This window comes from Nostoc sp. (assembly GCF_036917195.1).
Taxonomy (GTDB): Bacteria; Cyanobacteriota; Cyanobacteriia; order Cyanobacteriales; family Nostocaceae; genus Nostoc.
On the sequence record NZ_JBALDG010000050.1, the window covers coordinates 75,513 to 101,989 of the forward strand.

Annotated in this window: 23 protein-coding genes; 8 read left to right on the forward strand and 15 right to left on the reverse strand. The window is 41.7% G+C overall.

Going from position 1 to position 26,477, the window contains the following annotated elements; translation table 11 throughout:
- Nucleotides 1-25 precede the first annotated feature (25 nt).
- Complete coding sequence (locus V7K40_RS15685; RefSeq protein WP_334961105.1) at nt 26-2,122, reverse strand: NAD-binding protein; 2,097 nt, start codon at nt 2,120-2,122, stop codon at nt 26-28.
- A gap of 121 nt (nt 2,123-2,243) precedes the next feature.
- Nucleotides 2,244-3,017 (reverse strand): glucosamine-6-phosphate deaminase, encoded by a 774-nt coding sequence (locus tag V7K40_RS15690; protein WP_334961107.1) that lies wholly within the window; start codon nt 3,015-3,017, stop codon nt 2,244-2,246.
- Nucleotides 3,018-3,212: 195 nt separating this feature from the next.
- Between V7K40_RS15690 and V7K40_RS15695 the strand changes: the two genes are divergently transcribed.
- Entirely contained in the window at nt 3,213-3,911 is a 699-nt protein-coding gene (locus V7K40_RS15695; RefSeq protein WP_334961109.1) for an HAD-IA family hydrolase, read from the forward strand.
- Between the two features lie 208 nt (nt 3,912-4,119).
- Here V7K40_RS15695 and V7K40_RS15700 read toward each other — a convergent pair whose 3' ends face one another.
- Nucleotides 4,120-4,746: a PadR family transcriptional regulator gene (locus V7K40_RS15700; protein WP_334961111.1), complete on the reverse strand. Its 627-nt coding sequence runs from the start codon at nt 4,744-4,746 to the stop codon at nt 4,120-4,122.
- 75 nt (nt 4,747-4,821) lie between these two features.
- Between V7K40_RS15700 and V7K40_RS15705 the strand changes: the two genes are divergently transcribed.
- Nucleotides 4,822-5,031, forward strand: coding sequence for a hypothetical protein (locus tag V7K40_RS15705; protein ID WP_334961113.1), 210 nt, complete (start codon nt 4,822-4,824; stop codon nt 5,029-5,031).
- Between the two features lie 13 nt (nt 5,032-5,044).
- On the opposite strand, the gene V7K40_RS15710 is transcribed toward V7K40_RS15705, so the two are convergent.
- Complete coding sequence (locus tag V7K40_RS15710; protein ID WP_334961115.1) at nt 5,045-5,947, reverse strand: alpha/beta fold hydrolase; 903 nt, start codon at nt 5,945-5,947, stop codon at nt 5,045-5,047.
- 191 nt (nt 5,948-6,138) lie between these two features.
- Here V7K40_RS15710 and V7K40_RS15715 point away from each other — a divergent pair, with 191 nt between their 5' ends.
- Complete coding sequence (locus tag V7K40_RS15715) at nt 6,139-6,597, forward strand: helix-turn-helix domain-containing protein (protein WP_334961117.1); 459 nt, start codon at nt 6,139-6,141, stop codon at nt 6,595-6,597.
- 194 nt (nt 6,598-6,791) lie between these two features.
- Here V7K40_RS15715 and gatA read toward each other — a convergent pair whose 3' ends face one another.
- Entirely contained in the window at nt 6,792-8,252 is a 1,461-nt protein-coding gene (gene gatA, locus V7K40_RS15720) for an Asp-tRNA(Asn)/Glu-tRNA(Gln) amidotransferase subunit GatA (RefSeq protein ID WP_334961119.1), read from the reverse strand.
- Nucleotides 8,253-8,931: 679 nt separating this feature from the next.
- Here gatA and V7K40_RS15725 point away from each other — a divergent pair.
- Nucleotides 8,932-11,871 carry a glycerol-3-phosphate acyltransferase gene (locus V7K40_RS15725; RefSeq protein WP_334961121.1) on the forward strand — a complete coding sequence of 980 codons (2,940 nt, stop codon included), beginning with the start codon at nt 8,932-8,934 and terminating at the stop codon, nt 11,869-11,871.
- Nucleotides 11,872-11,941: 70 nt separating this feature from the next.
- Here V7K40_RS15725 and V7K40_RS15730 read toward each other — a convergent pair whose 3' ends face one another.
- The 3 genes from V7K40_RS15730 to V7K40_RS15740 form a co-directional block, all read right to left on the reverse strand.
- Nucleotides 11,942-12,373 carry an NUDIX domain-containing protein gene (locus V7K40_RS15730; RefSeq protein ID WP_334961123.1) on the reverse strand — a complete coding sequence of 144 codons (432 nt, stop codon included), beginning with the start codon at nt 12,371-12,373 and terminating at the stop codon, nt 11,942-11,944.
- Between the two features lie 8 nt (nt 12,374-12,381).
- Nucleotides 12,382-12,834 carry a DUF3531 family protein gene (locus V7K40_RS15735; RefSeq protein WP_334961125.1) on the reverse strand — a complete coding sequence of 151 codons (453 nt, stop codon included), beginning with the start codon at nt 12,832-12,834 and terminating at the stop codon, nt 12,382-12,384.
- Between the two features lie 99 nt (nt 12,835-12,933).
- Nucleotides 12,934-13,893 carry a Sll0314/Alr1548 family TPR repeat-containing protein gene (locus tag V7K40_RS15740; protein ID WP_334961129.1) on the reverse strand — a complete coding sequence of 320 codons (960 nt, stop codon included), beginning with the start codon at nt 13,891-13,893 and terminating at the stop codon, nt 12,934-12,936.
- A 317-nt stretch (nt 13,894-14,210) separates the two neighbouring features.
- On the opposite strand from V7K40_RS15740, the gene V7K40_RS15745 reads away from it, so the two are divergent.
- Together V7K40_RS15745 and rsmG are read left to right on the forward strand one after the other, a co-directional pair.
- Nucleotides 14,211-14,885 carry an energy-coupling factor ABC transporter ATP-binding protein gene (locus V7K40_RS15745; RefSeq protein WP_334961131.1) on the forward strand — a complete coding sequence of 225 codons (675 nt, stop codon included), beginning with the start codon at nt 14,211-14,213 and terminating at the stop codon, nt 14,883-14,885.
- Between the two features lie 96 nt (nt 14,886-14,981).
- Nucleotides 14,982-15,719, forward strand: coding sequence for a 16S rRNA (guanine(527)-N(7))-methyltransferase RsmG (rsmG, locus tag V7K40_RS15750; protein WP_334961133.1), 738 nt, complete (start codon nt 14,982-14,984; stop codon nt 15,717-15,719).
- An 854-nt stretch (nt 15,720-16,573) separates the two neighbouring features.
- Here the strand turns inward: rsmG and V7K40_RS15755 are convergent.
- The 5 genes from V7K40_RS15755 to V7K40_RS15775 form a co-directional block, all read right to left on the reverse strand.
- Complete coding sequence (locus tag V7K40_RS15755; RefSeq protein ID WP_334961135.1) at nt 16,574-17,365, reverse strand: superoxide dismutase; 792 nt, start codon at nt 17,363-17,365, stop codon at nt 16,574-16,576.
- 111 nt (nt 17,366-17,476) lie between these two features.
- The gene (locus V7K40_RS15760) at nt 17,477-18,598 is read right to left on the reverse strand and encodes an ABC transporter ATP-binding protein (protein WP_334961137.1); all 1,122 of its coding nucleotides are present in this window, start codon (nt 18,596-18,598) and stop codon (nt 17,477-17,479) included.
- A gap of 49 nt (nt 18,599-18,647) precedes the next feature.
- On the reverse strand, nt 18,648-18,809 hold the full coding sequence (locus V7K40_RS15765; protein WP_334961139.1) for a type II toxin-antitoxin system HicA family toxin: 162 nt from the start codon (nt 18,807-18,809) through the stop codon (nt 18,648-18,650).
- A gap of 68 nt (nt 18,810-18,877) precedes the next feature.
- On the reverse strand, nt 18,878-19,096 hold the full coding sequence (locus V7K40_RS15770) for a type II toxin-antitoxin system HicB family antitoxin (protein ID WP_334961141.1): 219 nt from the start codon (nt 19,094-19,096) through the stop codon (nt 18,878-18,880).
- A gap of 25 nt (nt 19,097-19,121) precedes the next feature.
- Nucleotides 19,122-19,850, reverse strand: a complete 729-nt coding sequence (locus V7K40_RS15775; protein ID WP_334961143.1) for a GUN4 domain-containing protein — start codon at nt 19,848-19,850, stop codon at nt 19,122-19,124.
- Between the two features lie 274 nt (nt 19,851-20,124).
- Between V7K40_RS15775 and V7K40_RS15780 the strand changes: the two genes are divergently transcribed.
- Complete coding sequence (locus tag V7K40_RS15780; RefSeq protein WP_334961145.1) at nt 20,125-21,546, forward strand: NADP-dependent isocitrate dehydrogenase; 1,422 nt, start codon at nt 20,125-20,127, stop codon at nt 21,544-21,546.
- A 624-nt stretch (nt 21,547-22,170) separates the two neighbouring features.
- Here the strand turns inward: V7K40_RS15780 and V7K40_RS15785 are convergent.
- Both V7K40_RS15785 and mtnA read right to left on the reverse strand, forming a co-directional pair.
- Nucleotides 22,171-22,623, reverse strand: coding sequence for a hypothetical protein (locus tag V7K40_RS15785; RefSeq protein ID WP_334961147.1), 453 nt, complete (start codon nt 22,621-22,623; stop codon nt 22,171-22,173).
- Between the two features lie 486 nt (nt 22,624-23,109).
- Complete coding sequence (gene mtnA, locus V7K40_RS15790; protein ID WP_334961149.1) at nt 23,110-24,171, reverse strand: S-methyl-5-thioribose-1-phosphate isomerase; 1,062 nt, start codon at nt 24,169-24,171, stop codon at nt 23,110-23,112.
- 1,259 nt (nt 24,172-25,430) lie between these two features.
- Here mtnA and V7K40_RS15795 point away from each other — a divergent pair.
- A complete protein-coding gene (locus V7K40_RS15795) occupies nt 25,431-26,438 on the forward strand; it encodes a DUF2235 domain-containing protein (protein ID WP_334961151.1) in 1,008 nt (335 codons plus the stop codon).
- The last annotated feature ends 39 nt before the right edge of the window (nt 26,439-26,477 follow it).

Genomic DNA, 26,477 nt, shown 5'->3' on the forward strand with positions numbered 1-26,477 from the left:
CCCCTACAATTACACGCCAGTTCGCTCAAGTCGAGCTACTACCTTGCCCAATGAAGATTACATTTGCCAAAACTTGTATTTTTGTTAGCTCACGCACAAGACGTTGAGCTTGATGTTTATAAAGTTGTATTGGTAATACTCCAGGCAAATTATTCATCCATTGCCTAGCAGTAGCGGAACTACATCCCGTAATCAAGACTATTTCTTCAGCACCATAGATCATAGCATTTGTAGTCAGAGCTTTTTCAATCTGCACCTGCCAAAGGCGAGGTAGCATTTCACCCCATTCAATTCGCTGCAAACTACTGCTTGTGGCTAAAACAATCAAGCGATCGCCAGCATAAAGCTTAACATCATACCAGGGCATCAAGGAATAATTGTCTCGCCGATATTTCTGGTAGAGAATCGGCACAACACTGTAGCCATAGGCTATTTCAGATAGAAGCAACCCATTCAGGGTATCGCCATCTTCAATCTTATATTCCGTTACCATGACTATTTGCTCGCTCAAGTGAAACAAGCTCAAAACATTTTCTCCAAAGGCAGCACAAGCAAAGACTTCCGCCGACAAAGCCGCGCCACACAGAACTTGGGCATAGGGAAACAGAGGGGCTATATTATCACTAAAATGACGATCTTGAGAGCGGATAATCAAGCTAGTGACGGGGTTCATTGCATGAGCCATCAAACCAATTTCCAGATTTTCCATGTTATCGTCCCCAACTAAAACGATGCTTTTAGCACCGGAAAGATTCACCTTAGTTAGTGCTTCGCTAGCATTGCCAATGATAAGGGGCATATCGGGTAAAGTGTCTTGGTCGAGAGTGGTAGTATGAATTCCTACTAACGGCTGGTTGAGTTCTTGCAAAAGAGCAGCCACTCTCTGTCCCAAGCGATTTAAGCCAATAATCACCACATGGTTGCGTTGTGGCATCGGAGGACGGGAATTGAAAAACTGGAATCTTGAAGTGACAAGAGCATCAGTCACCAGTGCATATAATACTCCTACAAAAGCTTGGCCTGTCAACGTGAGTCCCAGGCTAAAGAACCGCAACCACCACGGAATATAGTCTGAGGGTTGTGATTGTAATGTAAACTCAACACCGCCAAATAAATCTCCGTATCCTCCCAAGAGCAAGACTGCTGTCGCATAGAAAGCTTCTTGCAGACTGATGTGAGGATAATACAAGCGGTAAAGAATTATTCCAATGAGCCATAGGATGAGTACGGTAATTGCATAGATTGTTGCAATTCGCCGGATTTGATTTTGGCTTTGGTAGTAAGATTGCCAAAATTGCGCTATTTTATCCTTGAGATTCTTTGCTGTGATGCCTTGAACAAACTGTTGCCACTGCCAACTTTGGCTATAAGATTTCCGATGTTGCTCAGATAAAGCCAGTTCGTATGCAACATCAATATAAACCAGTGTGTCTCCTACCTGAACTTCTGCTTCTGGGTCCCACTCAAACAATTCTCTAAGTGGATAAGATAAAATAGGTGTGTGACTCAAGATGCGGCGAGTTGTGAGATTGAGTCTATGTACTGGCTTGCCATTGCACCAACTATCCTTCGCTTGTACCTGATGCTTTATTACTTGCAATAGTTGCCCTTCTAAAGTGAAATATCCAATTGCTTCAGATCCAAGAGCTGCTAGAGCAAAGGCATAAGCTGAGAGATGGGTAGGCTCAAAGGCAACAAAATTGCCTAAATTTTCACACAAAAGTTTGTTGAAATTTTGTTTGTCAGAACGTACAATCAGGCGAACATGCGGATTAAGACGCCGTGCTGCAAACGCAGCTTCTATATTCATCCGCTCATTTCTTGTCACTAAAAGTATTGAACGACACTGCTCTATACCTGCCTGCTCTAAAACGCTTGGCTGGCGGCAGTCTCCGATAATTAACTTTTTTAGTAAGCTAGGTACTTCTGGGACTTCCCAATGTTCCGGCTGCACATCATCAATGGCACTGACTTTAACATCGTATTCCTTTAGGACTGCAACACAATGTTGCCCTAGACTTTGGAGTCCGCATACTAAGAAAAGGTCTTGGGGTTTTTTTAGATTGCTGGTAGGAGGGGGATGCACTTTCTGTTGATGGCAGCATTCGATACCTTGGCTCATAGTAAGCGGCTCCAGCCCTTACTACAAACTTTTAATTATTCACGCTCACTTACTTACTCAAGAAGTATAACAACATTGGGGTAAATTTGGTGACTTCTCACCTGCTTTACTTCCTACTCCCTCACGACAGCAAACTAGCAGAATTTACGTCTAAAAATAACGTTGCTTGGGGTTGTTGACGAAGAATAGAAGCTGGACAATCCGTATTTATAGCTCCTTGTAACATCTCTTTTACCACATTCGCTTTACGTTTTTCTGGAGCCAGACAGATAATTTTTTTAGCTGAACAAATTGTCGAGATGGTGACAGTAAAAGCATATTGTGGGACAGTTTCTAGATTCGGAAAGTGACCTGTGCTTACTTGCTGCTGACGGTTCACTATATCCAGTTTCACTAGTTTCACACTGTAAGGATCTTGAAAATTTGCTACTGCTGGATCGTTAAAAGCCAAATGTCCATTTTCGCCAATACCAAGACAACATAAGTCTATTGGTTGTGCTTGCAATAATTTAGTGTAGCGATCGCACTCTGCCATTGGTTGCAATGTATCACCTTCTATATAGTGAAATCTCTTAGGAATAACCAGCTTTTCTACACGTTCTCGCATATAGCGCCGGAAACTGGCAGAATGGTCAGCAGTAATTCCCAAATATTCATCTAGATGGAACAGAATAATCCGTGACCAATCTACACCACCCAATGCAATCAAAGCATCAAGAAATTTGAGTTGGGAGTTACCTGTTGCTAACAATACAGCAACTGTATCCTGTTGTGTAAGAACTTGCTGTAAATGCTTTTGCGCGATTTGTGCAATATCTTGGGCCATTTCGACTTCAGAGTTGTAAATCTGTACTAGTAAATCATCAACGCGAAAAGAGTTTGTAGCGGCTAGCATTTGCTTACATAGAAGGTTATCAATTATATGACAGTTACTTGAAAGGCTCTACCTGTCTGCCCTTACATGCCCAATCCAGTATAGATTTTAGGATTTAGCAGATTAATTTGTGACTTTTTGCGCTGTATAAAGACAAAAAAACAATGTAAACTATTTAAATTAAGTTAACAATTATTTACATTTTACCCAAAAATCATGCTGGCTGCAATTCTCTTTGACCTAGACGGCACTATTGTCAACACTGACCCTATACACTACCGAGCTTGGCAGGAAATGCTGTTAAATTTCAGCATTGAAATTGACGAAACATTTTATAGATCCCAAGTTAGTGGGCGGCTAAATCCAGAAATTGTCAAAGACATTCTGCCACAATTATCAGTAACAGAAGGACAAAAATTTGCAGACGAAAAAGAGGCGCTTTTCCGCAAACTCGCCCCTGATCTCAAACCGCTGAGTGGATTTTCTGAACTACTAGCATGGACAGATACACATCAGTTAAAACGGGCATTAGTAACTAATGCCCCTAGATTAAATGCAGAATTTATGCTAGAGGTTTTGGGAATCAAAGAAGCTTTTCATACAATTGTTTTAGCGGATGATTGTATTGCAGGTAAACCCGACCCTGCGCCCTACCAAGTTGCCCTGAGTAAGTTGGGGATTACAGCAGAAGAAGCGATCGCCTTAGAAGACTCTCCCTCTGGTATTTGGGCGGCGGTGAGTGCAGGTATCCGCACTATTGGCATCGCCTCCACCCACGATCCGCAACTTTTGCAGGAAGTCGGCGCATTTATGGCAATACCAGATTTTACTGATTTGCAGTTGTGGACATTCCTGAACTCACTCATCGAGCCAGATTTAAGTGCGATCGCTTCATTAGTTAACAGAATTTTATAGCGAGTGATCGTTTGTATGCAATACACTCTGACCTCACTTCCATTCCTCTCTCCTAAAAGGAGGAGCCACTGCGTTGGGTGGCTCTGCCGACGAGCCTTGCATGTCGTGTCAGAGGCTTTAAATCTTGCTCTCCTTCCCTGCAAGGGAAGGGGCTGTTCTTGTTAGGTCTATCTGTATATATTCTGACTCCTCACTCCCAACTCCCGACTCATTTCTCAGCAAGAATCGCGTAAATTTCCCGTTTAACTTGTTCTAAAAGCTCACGCACCCGATTTATTCGCTCCATATTGCCACTGCGAGCAACCTGCACCACAACAGCAGCTAATTCTGTTGCGGCATTTCGCAACTCAATAAACTCTTGAGGCTTACCTGTCACAAAACTTTTGAAGGTATCCCAAGGAGAGTCTGAAGTTTCTTGTTGGGCACGTTCTGCCAATAATTGTCTACCCTCATCCGTAATCGTGTAAATCCGCTTGCCACCTTCCTGTGCGCTCTTGAGATAACCACCTTCCTCCAGTAATTGGAGTGTTGGATACACTGAGCCAGGACTGAGGCGACGAAAACCACCATAACGAGTTTCCATCTCTTTAATCAGGTCGTAACCATGACTAGGATGCTCAGATAACAATTCCAGCAAGATGAACTTGATGTCACCCCGACGAGTCCGATATTCATCTCCCCAACCACGACCAAACATTTCATTGCCGAAGTGTTTGCCATGATCTCTACGATGATGCTTGCCATGCCCAAACCAAGACCTGACAAGCAATGAATCATCTTCGCTAACTCCTGCCCATGCAGGTGCGCCAAAACGTGACCGAAAGTGTCTAAACATAAATGAATCTCAAATCAACTTTCTCTAATATACGATATATCGGAATATGTCGCGATATATCGGAATGGAATTTTGATGAAGATTTTTGAAGTAAGCAACTGTGCCAACACCATAAGCGATGCCTGCGGCGGGCTGCACCAACGCAAGGGACTTCCAAATAAAAAAATAATCAATCGTTTTGGTAAGCAGGGGGAGCAGGGGGAGCAGGGGGAGAAGAAATCGGATAGTCGTATTGGATTACAGAAATTGAGTAATTTAATTTTGGAAGTCCCCAAAGCTAGTTGAAGCTGATGAATGCTCAGGAATTCAAATAGCTACTAGCTTGCACTTGTTGCACAAAGGACTCTACCCATTGCAAATATTGCAAACCGGCAACTACTGCTGTGTCGTTATGATCTGCTCCTGGAACCAACAATAGTTGCTTTGGTTCGGGAGCAACGGCATACAGTTTTTGGCTCATGAAAGAGGGTACAGTCGAATCAGCAGCGCCATGAACGAATAAAACTGGCATTTTTAACTTTGGCAATTTTTTAATGGAATTAAACCGCTGTGTCAAGATTAAATCCACAGGAAACATCCAAAACATGTTTCGATAAGTTATTAAATCGCGGATGGATGTAAAGGAGCTTTCCACAATCAAACCAGCGGCTTGGGGGTGTTTCACTGCCAAATCGATGGCGATCGCACCCCCCAGAGAATGTCCATAAAGAAAAATTTGGCTGGGTGGAATCTTTTGTTGCTGCACCAAGTAATTCCAAGCTGTGACTGCATCTTCATAAACCCGCTTTTCGTTGGGAAACATACCCTCACTGCGACCATAACCCCGATAATCAATCAGCAATACCGAAAACCCTAGTTGATGAAACCGATTGGCATGAGCTATATTTGCGCCAATATTGATACCGTTACCGTGTAAGTATAGTAATACCTTAGCATTGGGTTGCTTGGCTTCTATCCACCAACCGTGAATGTGTTCTACCTTGGCTGTTTTAACTGCTACAGGTAACCAAACCTCTTCGTAAGGGAGATTAAAAAACTCTGGTGTCTTTTCAATAACAGCAGAAGGAAAGAAAATGAACCGAGGTTGCCTAATAAAAAGAAATACACAGATGGCACAGTAAGCGATCGCTGCAATTATCCCAGCCCAGAGTAGCAATTGGGAAAATAGTTGCATTAGAAATTGCAGTTTATTAACTTTCATGCCCTAATTTTTTAATTATAAAGTATGTATTTCAACAGAGAAAATACTTAGCATGAGCAGCTTTAGTATTTTCAAATCTAGGCTCTAACCATTATAAAAAAATTTCTCTAATATCAATTATTCAGTAAAAATACGTATGCCGATTTAAGTCTTTATATGAATAGTAGAATTAGCCCATACAGGAGAAGACTGTGACGCTCTTAAACCAAGCTCAAGTAGAGCAGCTAAAGGAAATAACCACACACTTGCGACAAGTAAGACAAGAAAAATCCATCCGCATAGAAGAAATAGCCGCTCAAACACTGATTCGAGCAGGTATTTTGCTAGCTTTAGAAGAAGAGCGATTTGAAGAATTGCCTGAGCCTATTTTTGTTCAAGGATTCATCCGTCGCTATGGAGATGCTTTAGGACTGGATGGAAATGCTTTATCACATACTCTTATAAGCAATTTAGTCTGCCAAGACTCCAATAATGATCATAAGGATTCAGACAACAAACCAAATACATACATACCTCTTGTTGTTACCTACATTCTATTATTAGTAGCTGCATCTGCTGGTCTGTTATATATACTTAATCCACCACAAATTACATCTGAATCCCTGACTCCAAAAGTCAATGGTCAACAGTCAATGGTCACTAATCAGTGAACAGTAATCAGGCTGATAAATGGGCAGGGGGGCAGGAGAAGAAGAACTATTGATTTATTGACCAATGCCTAATACAACTCTTGGAGAGGCTGCGCCCTAAGCGTAACTATGCCGCAGGCTTTACGACAACTCTTAGAGACACTCTTGCGTTCGCTCAGTACAAGTGTTCAATGCTTAATGCCTAATTACAATTTTCAAGATATTTGCGGTTTACGCAGATGCCAAGAAGTGGATTGCTCATAAGCGTAAGCTACCTGAAATAATTGGTCTTCTCGCAGCACATTGCCAATTAGCTGTAATCCTATCGGTAGCCCCTGATCATCAAAACCACATGGCAAACTTAAACTAGGTAAACCAGCAAGATTTACAGGAATAGTCATCAAGTCAGTTAAATACATACTTAAGGGGTCAGTAGTTTTTTCCCCTGCTTTGAATGCTGTAGTGGGAGATGTAGGACAGACTAACACATCAACCATGCTAAAAGCCTTTTCAAAGTCTTGTCTAATTAGAGTGCGGACTTTTTGCGCTTTCAGGTAGTAAGCGTCGTAATAGCCAGCCGAAAGGGCATAAGTGCCGATCATAATCCGGCGTTTAACTTCTGTACCAAAACCAGTGGCACGGGTACGAGTGTACATTGATAGCAGATTATCTACATCAGGAGCGCGGTAACCATATTTAACGCCATCGTAACGAGCCAGGTTTGCTGAGGCTTCTGATGGGGCGATAATGTAGTATGTGGGTAAGCCATAGCGAAAGCGGGGACAGGAAATTATATGAATCTCTGCTCCCAAACTTTGTAGTTGATCTACTGCTTTGGTAATAGCTTGTTCTACTACAGAGTCCAACCCTTCGCCAAAAGTTTCTTTAATGATACCGATTTTTAGCTGACCTCTGGGTTTTAAATCTGGTTTAAATTTGGCGGCGTAGTTGGGAATGGCAACTTTGAGGCTGGTAGAGTCTTTGGGATCGTGACCTGCGATCGCACCTAATAATATTGCGGCATCTTCCACTGTGTTTGCAAATGGCCCAATTTGATCCAAAGACGAAGCGTAAGCCACCAAACCATAACGGGAAACCAAACCATAAGTTGGTTTCATGCCCACCACACCGCAAAAAGATGCAGGTTGCCGAATCGAACCGCCAGTATCAGAACCGAGAGCAACCACACATTCTTGCGACGACACCGCAGCAGCGGAACCCCCTGAAGAACCGCCCGGAACCCGTGACAAATCCCAAGGATTAGCCGTGACTTGATAGGCAGAATTTTCTGTAGAACTACCCATCGCAAACTCATCCAAGTTGGTTTTGCCAACCATTACCGCCCCAGCATCTGCCAATTTTTGCGTCACCGTTGATTCATAAGGCGGCACGAAATTTTCCAAAATCCGCGAGGCGCAGGTGGTAGGAATTCCCTTAGTACATAAATTGTCCTTGATCCCAACCGGAATTCCTGCTAGCAGCCCAATTTCTTCTCCTGCAGCAATTTTGGCATCCACAGCACCCGCCTGCTCTAATGCCCGTTCTGCAGTGACACATAAAAAGCTGTGCAATTTCGGCTCTAAGGCTTGAATGCGCTCTAAAGCTTCTTGGGTAATTTCAACGGCAGAACGTTCTTTTTTAACTAGTTGTTGGTGCAACTCGCGGATGGATGCCATGATTGCTCTCTTTGTGACTCAAGTCCTTGATTTTAGTACATATTGTAATTTAGTTACAAAATCCCTAGCATTTTCAGCCTTCCCCTCTGCTTTTCTGCTTCTTGTTGTAATTTAATTACAAAATCCCTAGCATTTTCAGTCTTCCCCTCTGCTCCTCTGCTTGTTCCCCATGCTCTATGCCCCATACCCGAGCATTGTAAAAATAAGACTAATACCTCTAAAGAAATAAGTAATTATGGCGATGGAAAAATTGTCAAGCTTAAACAAAATAATATTAGGAATTTAACATCATCCGCAAATAGAAGGACTACAATCAAAACGGACAAATATCTCATGCCCCAACAAAAGAGGATTACAAAGCTGTGTCCGACTTAAATCGAGGAATTATGAAATTTGAGGGTGCAGATTCCCCAAAAGTAGTCACTATCTCTACCGTGTTGCTTCTGGGATCGATCGCTGCTCTAATAATTTGGGCGCTGCAAGCTGCCTATGCGCTAAACTAAAACCATTAGTAGTCTAGAAGGACACTTGTCTTAAACGGTTTCCGTCGTAGCCAAGTGTCCATTAAGTAACTAGTAAATAAAAACGTCCTATTAACCATCAAAAATTTCAGAAAAACTTTAGATTTGAGATTTGAGGTTTTAGATGGAAAATTTAAATCTAAAATCCAAAATCCAGAATGTTTGAACCTTGGGGTATCTTAGTTATTTTAATTGCCTGCCCCCTCTTGGGCGGATTACCCCTGATTGCATGGATCACTTACGCGCTTACGCACAAGCAATTATCACAAGTTGGTACAGGAAACATTAGTGTATCAGCTGCCTTTTATCACGGCGGTAGGTTTGTAGGAATTCTGGCAGTCTTGTCAGAAGCTTTTAAAGGAGTTGCAGCAGTCTTACTCACCCGCGTTTTCTTCCCAGAGGGATCGCCTTGGGAATTGATTGCCCTGATCGCTCTGGTAATAGGTAGATACTGGATAGGTAGAGGCGCAGGTACGACAAATGTAGTCTGGGGATTTGTCGTACATGATCCACTGGTGGCAATATTTGTATCTTTCTTTGCAGGTATTAGCTTTACAATTCTGCAATCAAGACGGGTAGTCAAATTTGGGGTTTTGCTTCTCTTTCCTCTGTTTGTGGCACTTTTGCACATCAGCGATATCCCCAGAATGCTTGCTGCTGTAGCCTTAGCTAGTTTAATGGGCTGGATTTACAAAAAAATTCCTGATGATCTCAACCTGCCAGCCCAAGAGGCACAAACAAAATCGCAAGCGATGTTGGAATTTTTACGCGGCGATCGCGCGATGGTTTCTCTAGATGAAGAGTTGGATGCTGCAATAGTCGGAGAAAAGGCGGCTACATTATCTCAAATTAAGCGCTGGGGCTATCCAGTCCCAAAGGGGTGGGTACTGGCCCCGATTGACGATCCTCAACTGTTGACAGAATTTCTCCAGCCATCAGAATTATCTCCCTTGGTGGTGCGTTCTTCTGCCATTGGAGAAGATTCAGAACAGGCTTCCGCCGCTGGGCAGTATGAAACAGTTTTAAATGTTACCAGCCCACAGGCATTGCAGTCAGCGATCGCCCAAGTTCAAGCTTCTTACAATCAGCCATCTGCCGTGCAATATCGGCGCGATCGCGGCTTGAATGACACAGCAATGGCAGTGCTGATTCAACAACAAGTCCAAAGTATATATTCTGGCGTAGCTTTTAGCCGCGATCCCATTACTCAGCAAGGTGATGCAATTATCATTGAAGCCCTTCCAGGAAGCGCGACGCAAGTCGTTTCAGGGAAAGTCACACCTGAACAATATCGCGCTTTTGTCCTTGAGACAGAAAATTCCTCTTCTGTACAATTAGAGGGTCAAGGACGAGTCCCACAAGCATTAATCAAGCAAGTTGCATACTTAGCTTACCGACTCGAAAAACGTTATCATGGCACTCCTCAAGATATAGAATGGAGTTACGACGGTCAAACACTGTGGGTGTTGCAATCTCGACCGATCACCACTCTCCTACCCATCTGGACACGTAAAATCGCTGCTGAAGTGATTCCCGGAGTAATTCACCCTTTAACATGGTCAATTAATCGTCCATTAACTTGTGGAGTTTGGGGAGAACTTTTTACTTTAGTTTTAAGCAATAGCTTCCCTTCCAGAGGCTTTGCCAACGGCAACCGCAAAGCCGAACGCGCCTTGGGGTTAGATTTCACCCAAACAGCAACTCTGCATTATTCCAGAGCCTACTTTAATGCATCCCTCTTAGGAGATATTTTTCTCCGCATGGGACTGCCGTCGGAAAGTTTAGAATTTTTAACCAGAGGAGCTAAATTCAGTAAACCGTCTTGGGAGTCAACTTGGGAAAATTTGCCCGGACTAGGGAAGTTGCTAAAGCGGGAATTAAATTTAGAAAAGGACTTCAAGCGGGATTATCAAAAACGGTTTATTCCTGGGTTGTCGCAGTTGGCGCAGGAAGATATAGATAACTTGGAACCATCCAAGCTGCTAATAAGAATTGACTTTATACTAGAATTGCTGCGCCAAGGGACGTATTACAGTATTTTAGCTCCCTTAAGTGCTGCTCTGCGGCAGGCGATTTTTCGGGTGAAGGATGGGCAAATTGATAACAGCGTTACCCCAGAGGTAGCGGCATTGCGATCGCTGAGTGCAATAGCTACAGATGCCAAGCAGATATTGCTTGAGTTTGAACCACAGCAAGTATTTGAGCAGTTAAAGCAAACTCCAGAGGGAGAGAAGATCCTGCAAGAATTTGACGAATTGCTTCAGGATTATGGCTATTTAAGTGAAGTGGGAACTGATATTTCCGTTCCCACTTGGCGGGAAAGTCACCAGATGATTAAGCAGATGTTTGTGCAGTTAATGCAGGGTAACGAACCACAATCAGGCGCTAAAGACGCAATTAATAGCATTTTTGCTAGTAAACGCAAACGCTCTTTTATACAACGGCGTGTAGATATTAAAGGACGAGTTACCGAAGTTTATTCACGGATTTTGGCTGAATTGCGTTGGAGTTTTGTAGCTTTGGAGAAGATTTGGTTAAAGTCAGGCTTACTTAAGAAAACAGGAGATATCTTTTTTCTAGACTTTGATGAAGTGCGGCGTCTAGTTGTGGGTGAAGATTCCAGGTTAATTGAGCAGTTGGATGAGTTAGTAGAATTGAGGCGATCGCAATTCGTCCAAGATAGCGAGATCATTCAAGTACCCCTTTTAGTCTATGGCAATACACCCCCTCACCCCTTAGCTCCCTCTGCACTCTACTCTGACCAACTCTTACAAGGTATTGGAGCCAGTCAGGGCCAAGCTGAAGGCAGGGTGAAGGTGTTGCGAAATTTACAAGACGTGCCGGAGATTGACCGAGATACAATTCTGGTAGTGCCTTACACAGATTCCGGCTGGGCACCTTTGTTATTAAGGGCTGGAGGATTAATTGCCGAAGTTGGGGGACGGCTTTCTCACGGTGCGATCATTGCTCGTGAATATGGGATTCCCGCTGTGATGGATGTTCGAGGTGCTACATGGCTCCTGCAAGATGGTCAACGGGTAAGGATTGATGGGTCTACGGGTATTGTAGAATTATCTAACGATTTGAGACCCAATTGACACTCTCATCGGACTTACGCAAAAATCGCAAAAAAGCTTAATTTATCGAATATGGAAATTTCCAGATGATTTATAAATATTCAAAAAATACCTCAGGTACTAATTTGAATTCCCTAGATTTCAAGCGAGAGATATCTATCCATAACGCCCTATGTTTGTGATTTTTTGATTCTGAAAAAACTAAACTTTCCAGTTGATAAAATTTTGAATCAGCAAAGTCACATTGATAAAGCTGAATAATTTCATGACCTTGCCTACCATTAAATGTAAACAGGTTCTCTATACAACCTAAATAATTAATATTCGTTAAGTCTGCTTGAATTTCCTCTTGAAACTCCCGTTGTAGCGCGTCACGGCTGGTTTCGGCAAATTCAACCCCACCGCCCAAAGCCCGATAAAATGTTTCTTGCTTTACGGGATCGTAGCCTTCAGAAAGAAATATGCGTTCGCCATCCCGAATTAGCCCCAAAGCTATTACCCGAATTTCGCCTGCTTTATTCATTTTTGTCACTAATTATCGTAAATAGATTGAGGACGACTTTCGCTATCCTCAACCGGCCAATCTGAATTTTCGCCACCAATGTATAATTGTTCAATAGTGACATATTCCTCACTAAGCTGTGTAAGGGCGTTGATTAAAATATCCAGAGCGATCGCATCACTGGTTCCTAAGTCAAACCAACAACGTCCCCATTGACCCTGGTATTCAAACTCACCGATGTTGTGCATCAGTGCGAGCAGGCTTTTGTCATACCCTTGTGCATCATAATTCATGTAGCTGATATCAAGTCCAGTGTCCTGCACTTGGAGATTCTCGGCATTAAATGCACCCAATTTACCCAGATAAAACCAGGAATTGAAAACTTCTTCTACATATTGCTTTTCACGCCCAGAAGGATTTGTGCTGAATTTTAGCCAAATCCAGATATCAAAAGGATTAATTTCGCGGAACTGAATCTCCATTTTGGTTTAATATCTCAATTACTCGTCTGGAAATAAGCATATCAAAGTAGACAATAGGGAATAGGGGAAAAATTCTTCTCCTCTGCACCTAATGCTCAATTACCCAGCATTATTCAGGCTAACAGCACTGCTGCGTTCACGCTGAATTTGTTTGACTAAATCGCCTGGGAGTTGGGATTTTTTAGTCAATGCTTTGTCAAAATTAGCGATCGCTTCCTGGATCATCTGCTGGCTTTTTTCTTTTTGCCCCAGTTGTTTCAGGATTTGGGCTTTGAGATAATAAATTTCTGGATTATCGGATGTGGTTTTGAGCGCCCGGTTGACATACTCTAAGGCCTGGGGATACCGTTTTAAATCTCGGTAAGCAAGAGCAATACCCCGATCCACGAGATACTGAGGAGCTGCATTTTGTTCTAAGCGTCCAATTGCCTGATCTGGGCTAGCAAAAGGCAAATTAACCGCCAACAGTAAATCCATATAACCCTTGATTAAACTCAGTTCTGGATCATTGGCAGAAATTGCTTCAGCTTTGTCTAAATATTCATAAACTTGCCGTAACCGACTAAAGGCTTGCGGCACACCGTTGACTGTACCCTTACGGGTGAGAACTACTGCACCCTCTAAAAAATAACCAACAGCAGTGTATAAATTCCCACGCAATGGATCGCTAGGAATCAGTTTTTGTCCGGTTTCTAGAGTTTTCTGACTGTAAGTGTCTAGTTTAGCCCAATCCTTATTTCCGTATGCTAAAGATGCATTCATGGCATAAGCTAGAGGTTCATTTGGCTCTTTGGATAGTGCTTGTTGCAGATAACGCTCTGCCTCTGGATAGTTGCCCTGTTGGAAAATCGCTTTAAAAGCTGCTTCTGTTTGGTCGCCAATTTGATGAGGTTCGCGATTGCGAAATGGATCGCCAGCCAGGGAGGGATTTACCCAGAGATTAAGTGCGATTGCCCAAGGGGCAACGCCAAAGGCGAACGCAGCGCCAAAAGCAGTCTGAGCAAAGGTAGTGAGTCTAGCAAACACTACTAATCGAGGCGAAGAAAACCTTTTAGTCATTTTAACCCTCAGAAGAATTGCGGTTGAAATAGTTGTATGTGTTACTTAGAATGCAAAAAATGGTTAATCTGAACTTGCCTCTGCTTCAACCAAAATTTTTTATATATAAGGTTGACTTTGGTAATTTTTCCATGTTCCCAGGCTTGTTGTAGCCATTGTTTAAGGGTGAGTCTGCCACAATGGAGAAAAAGTGGATTATTCTTGCTGCTAAATTAAGGTGTTAATCCGGGTAATGCGCTAGAAATTTTTCCAGAATTTTCCAGATGCTCTCAGTGTAGCTAATCAGTAATTTGCTGACTTTTTGGTAATTTTAACAAATGCTCTATCTCCGAAATCTAATTTATCACCCGACAGCGTGCCCAACAGCGATTCTCAAATCGATCAACTTGGAATTAGCACCCCAGCAGTTAGGTCTGATTATTGGTCCGAGTGGTTCGGGAAAAAGTACCTTACTAGAAATTTTGTCGGGACTAGCCGAACCCACTACTGGCGCACTCTTCTGGCGGGAACAAGAACTGATAGCCGAACAGCTACAACAATTGGCTGGGTTGGTATTTCAGTTTCCAGAGCGGCACTTTTGCGGTGGTTCAATTTTAGAAGAATTGCGTTTAGGACATCCTGAGTTAGGGTCAGAACGAGTTAGACAGGCGCTGAGTGAGGTGGGATTAGAGCATTTATCGCTTTCCGCTGCCCCTCATGCCTTAAGTGGTGGTCAGCAACGGCGTTTAGCTTTGGCAGTACAATTGATTCGCCAGCCAAATTTACTGTTATTGGATGAACCCACAGCTGGGTTAGATTGGTCAATGCGTCGGCAACTAGTAAATTTATTAGCGAAACTGAAACAAGATTGGACACTGTTAGTAGTGACACACGATGCTGGGGATCTGTTAGCGATCGCAGATCGTTGCTGGACACTCAACCACGGTGAACTACAATCAGTAGACCCAAAGACACTGGAAGGCAAAGTAAAAGAACCCCTACCAGCAGTATGAAAGGAAAGCAGGGGAAAATGACACAGATAAGGGAGATCAGGAGATGGGTAGATGGGTAGATAAAGAAAATAACTCCTAACTCCTAACTCCTAACTAATGACTTACTTATTGCCTGAGATGGCAGAAATTTGGCAGCAAACTCTCAATTGGCAACCAACAGCCCAACAGCAAGCGCAATTCCAAAGGCTTTATGAGTTAATCCTAGAAGGTAACCGCCAACTAAATTTAACTCGAATTACTGACCCCCAAGAGTTTTGGGAAAAACATCTGTGGGATTCTCTGCGAGGAATTGCGCCACAGGGGCAATTTATCTCGTCTCTTCAAGATGGTGCGTTTGTAATTGATATTGGCACGGGTGCGGGTTTTCCAGGTATTCCAGTGATAATTACTGCGCCTAATTGCCAAATTACTCTAATGGATTCAACTCGGAAAAAAATTACTTTTATCGACAATATACTAACTGAACTTGCCCTTACCAATGCCAAAACTCTTGTTGGTAGGGCTGAAGAAATCGGTCAGCACCCCCAGCATCGACAAGCTTACGATATTGCATTGATCCGTGCTGTAGGGGCAGCGTCTGTCTGTGCAGAATATACCTTACCACTGCTCAAACAGGGAGGTTTAGCCATAATTTATCGCGGTAATTGGACAAAGGAAGAAACCATGGATTTACAAAATGCTGTTAACCAGTTAGGTGGTGTGATTGAGTTAATTGAAAAATTTACCACTCCTCTAAGTGATAGCATCCGTCATTGCCTTTATGTGCGTAAGGTAGCAAACACAGCACTTAATTTTCCTCGTGCTGTAGGTGTACCTTCTCAAAAACCGCTTTGAGTAGGAGTCCGTCTGAGAAAGAGGGTGTTGCTGAGTGAAAGGATGAATTAGCTACATAAAATGACTCCTCCCCGCAAGGCTACGGTGTACACACAAGTATAGGCCACAAGGGTTTCAAGCCTTATAGACCCAATAAATCGTCATTACCAGCGAAGCGAAGTAATCGCATAATCTTCTAGTTTTTGCGGTTGCTTCGTCGTTCCTCCTCGCAATGACAGGCTTCTAAAGTGATCGCACAACTTAGACCTAGACGATGAAACCAAGCCTTAGGTGGAATTTTAAGACTTGTGTGTACACCGTAGCCCGGCAAGGGGGGAAGAGGTAAGCAAAAATCAAACTTTCTCAGAGCAGGGTTGGTAAAGATATTAGACTTCTTGCAAAAGTCCTTAACATCCCCACTTCTAAGAGGAAATTCTTAAGAGTGAAGTCTTATTTTTGATTTATGCAACAAGTAAACAGAAGTTGAGCGATGGATAAGGACTCTGAGGGTTTTGTCGTAAGCTTTCTAGAATCTCTTGCTAGCATTCATTAATCGATTCCTGCAACTGTAGAGCTATCAACTTGCTAGCTATAAATTTTGTAAAAAGTTACATAATTTTATAAATTGGTAAAAGTAGCAGTTTACAGTGCTGGAGATCAGCTTGTGGTGACAACGTATGAACAGAGTTCACAAAAACAATTTTAGGAGATTGAAAACTTTTGTCAGTTGACGAAGTAATCAGGGTTTGAGCCGACGTTTTTGTGGTGACGATTGTGAACACTTGCACTGCGTTCTTCATTAAAAAACTGGCAGCAGAATGTTGTTTCTGTAGCCAGCTTTTAAGCGCTTAATAACTCTAAATTATTGTCTGGTTTCAGGCAAATTTACTTGCTGCTGCAAACCGATTGTTAATCTCATCCCAATTAACCACGTTCCACCAAGCATCTAAATAATCGGCGCGGCGATTCTGGTAATTAAGATAATATGCATGTTCCCATACGTCATTACCCAAAATGGGATATTTGCCTTCACTTAAGGGACTATCTTGGTTAGCTGTAGTTGTCACTTCTAGCTTGCCACCTTTGTTACGTACTAGCCAAACCCAACCACTACCAAAACGACCAGCACCAGCTTCGTTAAACTGTTTTTTGAAAGCTGCAAAAGAGCCAAAATTTTGATTAATCGCGGAGGCTATACCTCCTGTTGGTTCTCCCCCACCTTTCGGCTTCATAATTTTCCAGAACATTGAGTGGTTTACATGACCACCGCCGTTATTGCGTACTGTTTTGCGAATATCTTGTGGTACATTGTCAAGTTTCTGCAACAGTTCTTCAACAGTTTTACCTTTGAGTTCTGGGTGTTTGTCTAAGGCCGCATTCAGGTTTTTCACATAAGTTGCGTGGTGTTTATCATGGTGAAATTGCATCGTTTTGGCATCGATGTGTGGTTCCAGTGCTTCGTAAGCGTAAGCTAAAGGTGGTACTTGGATAGCTCCTGTTGTATTTAGTGTTGTATTTTGTGTTGTACTTGGTGTTGTATTTGGTGTTGTATTTTGTATTGCAGTGTTTCGCTCAGGAGATTTCTCTGCCAATGCACAAGCATCTAATGCAAAAGCACCCGTACCTGCTGTGAGTAAAAACAAGAAATGGCGTCGATTAATAGTCATATAAGTTTTTGCAGCTAATCGATTAAGTCTGTATTGCAGTTTTTATTTTCTTAGATTATGACTACAAAAAATTGGGAATTAGTGATTATTTTTGGCAGCTTAAAAAACTATTTATAAGATTCTGTCCCCAGTTTTGGGATCAAACACAAACAATCGATTTAAATCGAGTTGTAAAGAAAGGCGATCGCCTGGATGCGGACGCACATCCCCACCCACCTGAATATTCAACACCACCGCCGAACCAGGTAAACCAGCACGAATCAAAGTTTCCCTTCCCAAGGGTTCCACCACTTTAACTTCTACTGATAACTGTCCTGAGTTTTGAGTCCTGTTAGCGGATAGCTGTTGTTCAGCCCGTTCTGAGTCAGTGCTAATTTTTATATGCTCTGGACGAATCCCCAAGTCAAAACTGTGTCCTTGACGCGACTGTAATTTTTCTTTCACAACTGCTGGAATCGCTAATAACTGCCCACTCACATCAAAACCGTTATTTTCATAGATTGCAGGCAAAATATTCATTGGGGGACTGCCTAAAAAAGTTGCCACCATCTGATTAGCAGGACTTGCATAAATAGTTTGGGGATCGCCGATTTGTTGAATCCGCCCTCGATTTAGGATGACAATTTTATCAGCCAAAGTCATCGCTTCAACTTGATCATGGGTGACGTAGATTGTTGTAATGCCTAATTCTTGATGTAGCTGTTTCAATTCTGCCCTTGTATCATCGCGCAATTGGGCATCTAAATTAGATAAAGGTTCATCAAGTAAAAACACTTGTGGTTCACGAGCGATCGCTCTCCCTAATGCTACCCGTTGTTGCTGTCCCCCAGAAAGTTGTTTGGGTTTACGATCCAGTAAGTGATCCAGAGAAAGCGATCGCGCCACATTCATCACCCGTTCTTGAATGATTTTCCGGTCAACCTTCCGCATCTGCAAGCCAAAGCCGATGTTTTGCGCCACACTCATGTGAGGATAGAGAGCGTAGTTCTGAAATACCATCGCCACATCCCGTTGTCTGGCTGGGATATTATTTACCAAGCGATCGCCAATAAAAAGTTTACCAGATGTGGCGGTTTCTAAACCAGCGATCGTTCGCAAAATTGTAGACTTACCACAACCCGATGGCCCGACTAAAACCCAAAACTCACCATCAGGAATTTCAAAGGTAATATCCTCGATCGCAGTGACGTTATTAAATCTACGCTTAATATCTTCTAGACGAACGTTTGCCATTATCCAATTTGAGATAGTGGGTTTTGAATTGGTAGAAAACTTCCCAACTCTATGATTCTAGCAATGCGATAAACTCTTCCCTCGTCAGTTCAGCATCGCGTAGTATTTTGCGTAGTAATCCTTTACCTATTGTTTTACCAGCATGAACAGGAATAGTTACTAGGCGTCCATTCTCATGTTCCATTTGTATATGAGAGCCTTTTTGACGCACTGCCTAAAATCCTATTTTCTCAAGGGTGTTAATAACTGTTTTACCTGTTAAAACTGGTAGTTTTGGCATTAAATTACTACCTTTTGAATCCCTATAAATTCTGGTATTTCTTCATCGCTTTTTGTTTCTAAACAAAGTTCAATTACTTCTTTCATATTAACCATTAACTCATCAATTGTTTCTCCCTGACTGTAACAGGCTTTTAGCTGAGGGACTTCTCCGACATAGTAGCCATCTTCATCTCGTTCAATGATGACGTAGAATTCTCGGTTGGTGGGATTTATCATAATCTATTTGTATGTAGGCTCAAAATCATTTTTCTGGATTCTTCGACCAAGCAGGGTGAGAGAGTAAAGAAGCAAAAACTCGTACCCCCCGAAGTTGATTAGAGAGGGGTAAATGACCTCTAGGCGCACTCAAATCCCAGGTAAACTCATTTGGGTATCGCGTCCAATTGTTACCTTGTTTCCAGCCAATTTTCGGCCAGAATTTATCCCAATTTTTACCCAAACTCAACCAGATTTCTCGCTGCACTGAAAAGCCAAATTTACCTTCGGAGTGGATTAACCATAGGTTGTTAATAGTTTGCAAGTCAATAGCCGGAGAATTTTCTACCTCACTAAAATACAACCATTTTCGTTGTACAGCCGTTGGCCCTGATAGTTCACACATTTTTTCTATAGTCACGCGATCGGCTGCTTGGAAGTCTTGAACAGCCAGTTGTTGTTGCAAAGAATTATAATTAATGCCGCACTCTGATTTTAGAGGTACAATTCCCTCAGGAAAACTGGAGCGCAAAAATTCTTTAGCTTGAGGTGCATCAGAGTTATAGAGGACTTGGTAAGCTTTGCCATCAACCCAAGTCGCTGGGTTCTCACGTCGTTTCAGTAAAAATTCCATCAACACGTCTAATCCCTCATTACCCAACTCAGCTAACTGTGGGATTATCTGTTGTTGGACTTTTTCAGACCCAGTGATTAATGGTCGTCGCAGGGAATCGATGTCATTAGCAGGGCCTGATAAAATCATTGGGTCTGTCATGCCATTCTCGTTTTAGCGGTCAGTGAAAGAGTGGTAAGCTATTAGGCTTCTTTAAGGCGAAGCACTGATAGCGAAAAGTAGTTTACTATTTTTGATCGCACAAAATTGCGATCGCCTCACTGAATCCCACACTTAATCCCCAAATAATGTACAAGGGGAATAGGGGGAAAATCTGCGCCTTATGGCTTGGTAAACAAAAGACACAGCAAAATATACAAGCCTGCCACATAGGTTTTTTTTAACTAGCAGCGTATTGATTAGGAGTGTGTGAACTATGTACGACAAGATTACCCCCCCCGCAACCGGAGCAAAAATCACCTTCAAAAATGGTGAACCAATCGTACCTGACAATCCAATTATCCCCTTTATTCGGGGCGATGGTACAGGTATAGACATCTGGCCTGCTACCCAAAAAGTCCTAGATGCTGCGGTAGCCAAAGCATATAAGGGTCAGCGTCAAATTAGTTGGTTCAAGGTTTACGCTGGGGACGAAGCTTGCGATTTATACGGTACTTATCAATATTTACCTCAAGACACTCTCACGGCTATTGAAGAATATGGTGTAGCTATTAAGGGGCCTTTGACTACTCCCATTGGGGGGGGAATTCGTTCTTTAAATGTGGCGCTGCGGCAAATTTTTGACTTGTATGCCTGTGTGCGTCCTTGCCGTTACTATGCAGGTACGCCCTCACCGCACAAAAATCCTGAAAAGCTGGATGTAATTGTTTATCGAGAGAATACGGAAGATATTTATTTAGGCATTGAGTGGCGACAAGGTAGCGAAATCGGCGATCGCTTAATTAAGATTCTCAATGAAGAACTGATCCCCGCCACCCCAGAACATGGGAAAAAACGAATTCCTCTTGATTCTGGTATTGGCATCAAACCCATCAGCAAAACTGGTTCCCAGCGTCTAGTCAGACGTGCCATCAAACACGCCTTGCTATTGCCCAAACACAAGCAACAGGTAACTTTGGTGCATAAAGGCAATATCATGAAGTACACCGAAGGGGCTTTCCGCGATTGGGGTTATGAACTAGCAACCAGTGAATTTCGTCAAGAAACTGTTACTGAACGGGAATCTTGGATTTTGAGTAACAAGGAAAAAAATCCTAATATTTCCTTGGAAGAAAACGCCCACGAGATTGATCCTGGGTTTGATGCTCTTACTGAAGATAAAAAAGCACAAATTGTCAAGGAAGTTGAAACTGTTCTTAACACAATTTGGGCAACCCACGGCGATGGCAAATGGAAAGATAAAATTTTGGTGAATGACCGGATTGCTGACAGTATTTTTCAACAAATCCAAACTAGACCGGATGAGTATTCGATTTTGGCAACAATGAACTTAAACGGTGATTATTTGTCTGATGCCGCTGCTGCCATTGTTGGTGGTTTGGGAATGGGACCAGGGGCAAATATTGGTGATTCTAGTGCCATATTTGAAGCTACCCACGGTACTGCACCCAAACACGCCGGCTTAGATCGGATTAATCCTGGTTCAGTGATTTTGTCTGGTGTGATGATGCTGGAGTTTTTGGGTTGGCAAGAAGCCGCAGACCTAGTTAAGAAAGGTTTAAGCGATGCGATCGCGAGTAGTCAAGTCACCTATGATTTAGCGCGGTTGCTAGAACCGCCAGTTGAACCCTTAAAATGTTCTGAATTTGCCGAGGCAATTATTCAGCATTTTAGTTAAATGCACTGGCGTCAACTTAAGTCCTAGCGAATTCTATTCGCACGCTAGCTTCAAGCCTCTTAACTTGAGATATTGCAGCATTCTCAATTAGCTCCCTAGCCTGCCCAAAAATAAATTTCTCTTTCTTATAGCTAAAGTCCATTCAAGTAGACTCAAACCCTTTCTTAGTCTTCTAAAGAAGACTAAGAAAGAGAATTCATTTTAAGACGCTTGTTGGGAATTTTTAGTGACTTCCAAGAAATTGGACTTTTTTGTCCAAAATCCAATTATTTACGCCGTGCTGTACTAGTGCGATCATTTGGATCAGGGTCATAAAACACCTAATAACACAAGATGCAAGTGATCGCACTTCCGTTAGCGAGTCACTTAATCCCTAAAGTCCTTGTGTCTTTAGGTTAAAACACTCCAATGTCGTGAGCACATCGATTTCCCGATATTTTCCCAAAAAACAACCTATTAGTTAGGATTTCAGGCGATCCCCAAAGCTCGCTTAAAGGGAACGCTCTATTATCAATGGTGAATACTCCTGATTCACGATAGCTGAAACGTCTGTCTTTAAGTTGGTTTTTAAAAGTTTGTGGTTTACTAACAAGCCAATTTAGCATTAAGCAAAGCAGCTTATCTTTAATCTCTCAATCTTGTTCCACTTGCCCATACAGGAACATTATCACCTGTATAAATTACCAAGTTACCATCATCTTGAACATTGAGACTACAATTAGAGTTAGTCGCAGTAAAAGTTGCCCAGGTGGGGATTGCTTTAGAATCATAAATGACTAAATTGCAGTCGTATTGCATGACGATGTTGTTAACTTCTGTGTCAAAAGTGTTTGATTCCCAGAAAACATAGTTGGATGAATCATAGAGAACAAAGTCTCCATTATTTTGCAGTACGGCTGTATATTGCTGATTAGGTGAAATTAAGTATTGACCAGGGGATAAGAATTCGCCTGTATTAAGGGTAGATGTACCTGCACCCGCCAGAGCCTTGTTTTCTTGAATAAGCAACGTAAATGGTGATGATATTGCAAATGCTGTTGTGAAACATAGAATTTTAAACAGTTTAGATAATTTCACAAACGTACCTCCAATTAATTTCTGTTTTCTGCAAATATTGCTGAGATGGGATAGCGGTAAACTCGCGCAATTAACTAGTGCTTCAAAACACTACTGGGACGAAAACTATTGCGCTTTGAGGTTCAAAACAAAGACCAAGAGATCATTGCAGGCTATAAATTTTAACCTTGATGTTTTTACGGTATTATAATGTCTTAATAAACTTTAGAGTATACTGTCAGTTGCTGTTTAACAAATGAACGTTTAAAAAATTTACACCGTTACTAGTCACTGGTGATAACATCGACAACGCCGCAGCTGCTCCCAATACCTGCTCATTGCTCACTTCCAGATATTTCTGCAATTTGTCTAAGTCCCGATGCTCTGAGATTTCCTGAATAAATTTTAGTAGGATGCCAGCATTACTTATCTAGGTTAATCCAGTACGCCAGAAGCTATTATCCCAGCTTGATCGGTATTTTATTTTCTTGCAAGTCCCTTAATGATTTACACTACTTGCTTTAGCCGTGATTTCACCAATTCCCCTGGTGCGATCGCTCCATTCTCTGTAATGATGGCTGTAATCAACTCAGCCGGAGTCACATCAAAAGCTGGGTTGTAAAAATCTACACCCGCAGGTGTGAGAATCGTATCGCCAACCAGATAGATTTCTGTTAATTCGCGTTTCTCAATGGGAATTTTACTACCATCAGTTAATTCAAAATCAACGGTAGAAAGGGGTGCAGCTACAAAGAAGGGTATATTATGGGCTTTAGCTGCGATCGCTACACTATATGTACCAATTTTATTGGCAGTGTCACCGTTAGCAGCAATTCGATCAGCACCTACAACTACAGCATGAATCAAACCCTGTTTCATGCAATGGGCTGCCATATTATCAGTAATTAATGTAACTGGAATACCTTCTTGGACACATTCCCAAGCGGTGAGTTTTGCACCTTGCAAACGGGGACGGGTTTCGTCGGCAAATAAACGCTCTAAACGTCCTTCCCTCCAAGCAGAACGCACAACACCCAAAGCTGTGCCATAACCAGCAGTAGCTAGCGCCCCAGCATTACAGTGGGTAAGTAACCTCAGCTTTTCTGGGGTATTGGGTAAAACTGCCAAACCATTGTCGCCAATCGCTTGACAGGTTTGCAAATCTTCAGTATTAATTGCTTGGGCTGTTTGGAAAAGGGTTTGCTTGATATCTTCTACTGTTCCCAGCGTTTCGTAAGCGGCCTTTATCATCCGGCTAATTGCCCAAAATAAATTCACCGCCGTTGGACGAGTAGAACGCAACAACTGGGCTACTTTATCTAAGTGTTGCAAAAATTCGTGGCGATCGCTAGTTTCAATTTCCCTTGCACCAAGATACATTCCATAAGCCGCAGCCACACCAATTGCAGGCGCACCTCGGACAATCATCGTTTTAATTGCCCGCGCCATATCTTCACTGCGGTGAATTTCTACAAATGCATACTCGTTGGGTAAGCGCGTTTGGTCTATTAGTGACACTGCGTCGTTGTGCCAAATAACAGGATAAATCTGGTTTATGGAAGGTGTCATAAACAATTCTAAATTCAAAATCAAAAAATGCAATTATCTCAACTATTCTAGATATCTAATCTTGAACTTTTACAACAGATTTGCTTGAAATCTCATAAGTCTTAACGGAAAAATTCAATAAAATAAATTTTTTCTAAAAACTGTATCCATAAGCTTTAATTATCTACTTAGCTAAATAGCTATGCCTACAGCAATTTGCTAAAAAGTATCTACACCTGTTATCCATGTCAATAAACATTTACATTTCTTGAAATAGGTAATAACCTGATTTTTTGCTTTGCAATAGAAAAATCAACTTGCCAGATTGAAAACTCAAGTAGCTGGTGTGTTGAGTAATCCACCCTGATTTTAATCCTTGAAAATACCTTTATTAGTAAAAGTTAATCAAAATCAGATTTGTATATTTTAAGTAAGTCGGCACAATAAAACCAAACTATGTAAATAAAGATTAACTAGGCTAAAATCCTCTTCCCTTCTCTCTCCTACCTATTACCTGCTGCCTTATTCCAACTACAAATATTTACGCCGACCTACTTACTCTGGCTAAAGCTATGAAAGTGGGATAAGCAACTGATTCCAAATATTATGTTTAATTATAAGTTGAATCAAACATTTATAAAATATTATGATTGCCTAACTTTCTTATACTACATTAACTGTAATTTATGTGTATTTACTGAATTGTAAAATTCTAATTTATAAGTTTTGATTATATTAATTTAAATGATTATTAAGATTTTTCAATAATTTATTTTATTAACTTGATATTGCATTGATGGTATAAATAAGTGATATAAACTTTTCATAGTTCAGGTTAAGCCAAATCAAGTTTTTATAATGTAAAATAATGAGTCAACTTTATATTTTAATCAAAATTGCATAACTTTGCTCACAGAGAAGCATTTCCTAACTGTTTTCAAAACTAAATTTTTATTTAAGTTTACCAATCCCACACTTTGATTACCGATATACAAAAATACCCGTGAACTTGAATAAAGAATAGATCAATTTATGTTTTAAAGGTGGGCTAAAAGAGTTAAATTGCAGAGTTGATATTTATTTAAGGCAGTTAACAGCAAACATTTACCTAAAATTGTTGCAGTGATTGCACATTTATTTATTCATGATAAATCACCGTCATTTATCTTAAGTTGACGCTGCGATCGCTGTCATAAAAGTTAATTTTTTTTAGTTCATAAAAAGTGTTATAAAACCAACAACATCGTTGCTCAATTACTCAAATGCTTTGAAATAGAACTATGAAACGTCTTGTTATTTGCTGTGATGGAACCTGGCAACAATTAATAAGTCCTTACCCAAGTAATGTGGTTAAGTTAGCTCAATCCGTGAAACCGATCGCCAGTGACGGGGTTACACAGATCATATTTTATGACGAGGGCATTGGAACCGAGAGTCAAAAAGTTTTAGGGGGAGCTACCGGACTAGGAATCGATAAAAATATAGAAGATTGCTACCGATTTCTTAGTCTCAATTATGTTCCTGATGACGAAATCTATCTGTTCGGCTTCAGTCGCGGTGCTTACACAGTTAGAAGTCTGGCAGGGATGATCTATTGCTCTGGTCTTCTAGACCGCCCCCATGTAACCAAAGCACATGAAGCTTACGATCTTTACCGTAATCGGGGTATTAAACCCAAGGATAAGGAAGCAATGGAATACCGTCAAACTTACGGTGAGCGCGTCCCTATCACCTTGGTCGGTTGTTTTGATACCGTCGGTGCCCTTGGTATTCCTGGGATACCCGCCTTCAGCAAGTTGAACGAGCAGCTAAACAAGCGGTATAGATTCCATGATACTACTTTAAACAAATGTGTTGAGAATGCATTGCACGCTGTGGCGATCGACGAAATCCGTGAAGTCTTTGATGTCACTCCGATGAAAAAGCATCCTGAGGCTGAAAAGCAGCGGGTGATTCAAAAGTGGTTTCCAGGTGGGCATGGTTGCGTTGGCGGTGGAACCGAAGAATACAGCGGGTTATCAGATGCTGCTTTACAGTGGATGATTGATTCGGTCGGTGTCTTGGGATTGGGGCTTGACTTAGATCCAAGTGTGATCCCCACAGGCATTAACCCCAATTATGAATGTGACTTTAATAACGATGTTGGATTCTTTAAATTGGCAGGAATCAAGTTTCGTGAGGTCGGCGATGTTATTGAAGATATTCATGAAAGCACGATCAACCGTTTGAAAAGTCGCAAAGATTATCGACCTAAAAATCTACAAAAGATTATTGACAAACTGAATTAATCTCTTAATAATGTTGTTTCAAAGAGTGCCTGCTGCTTT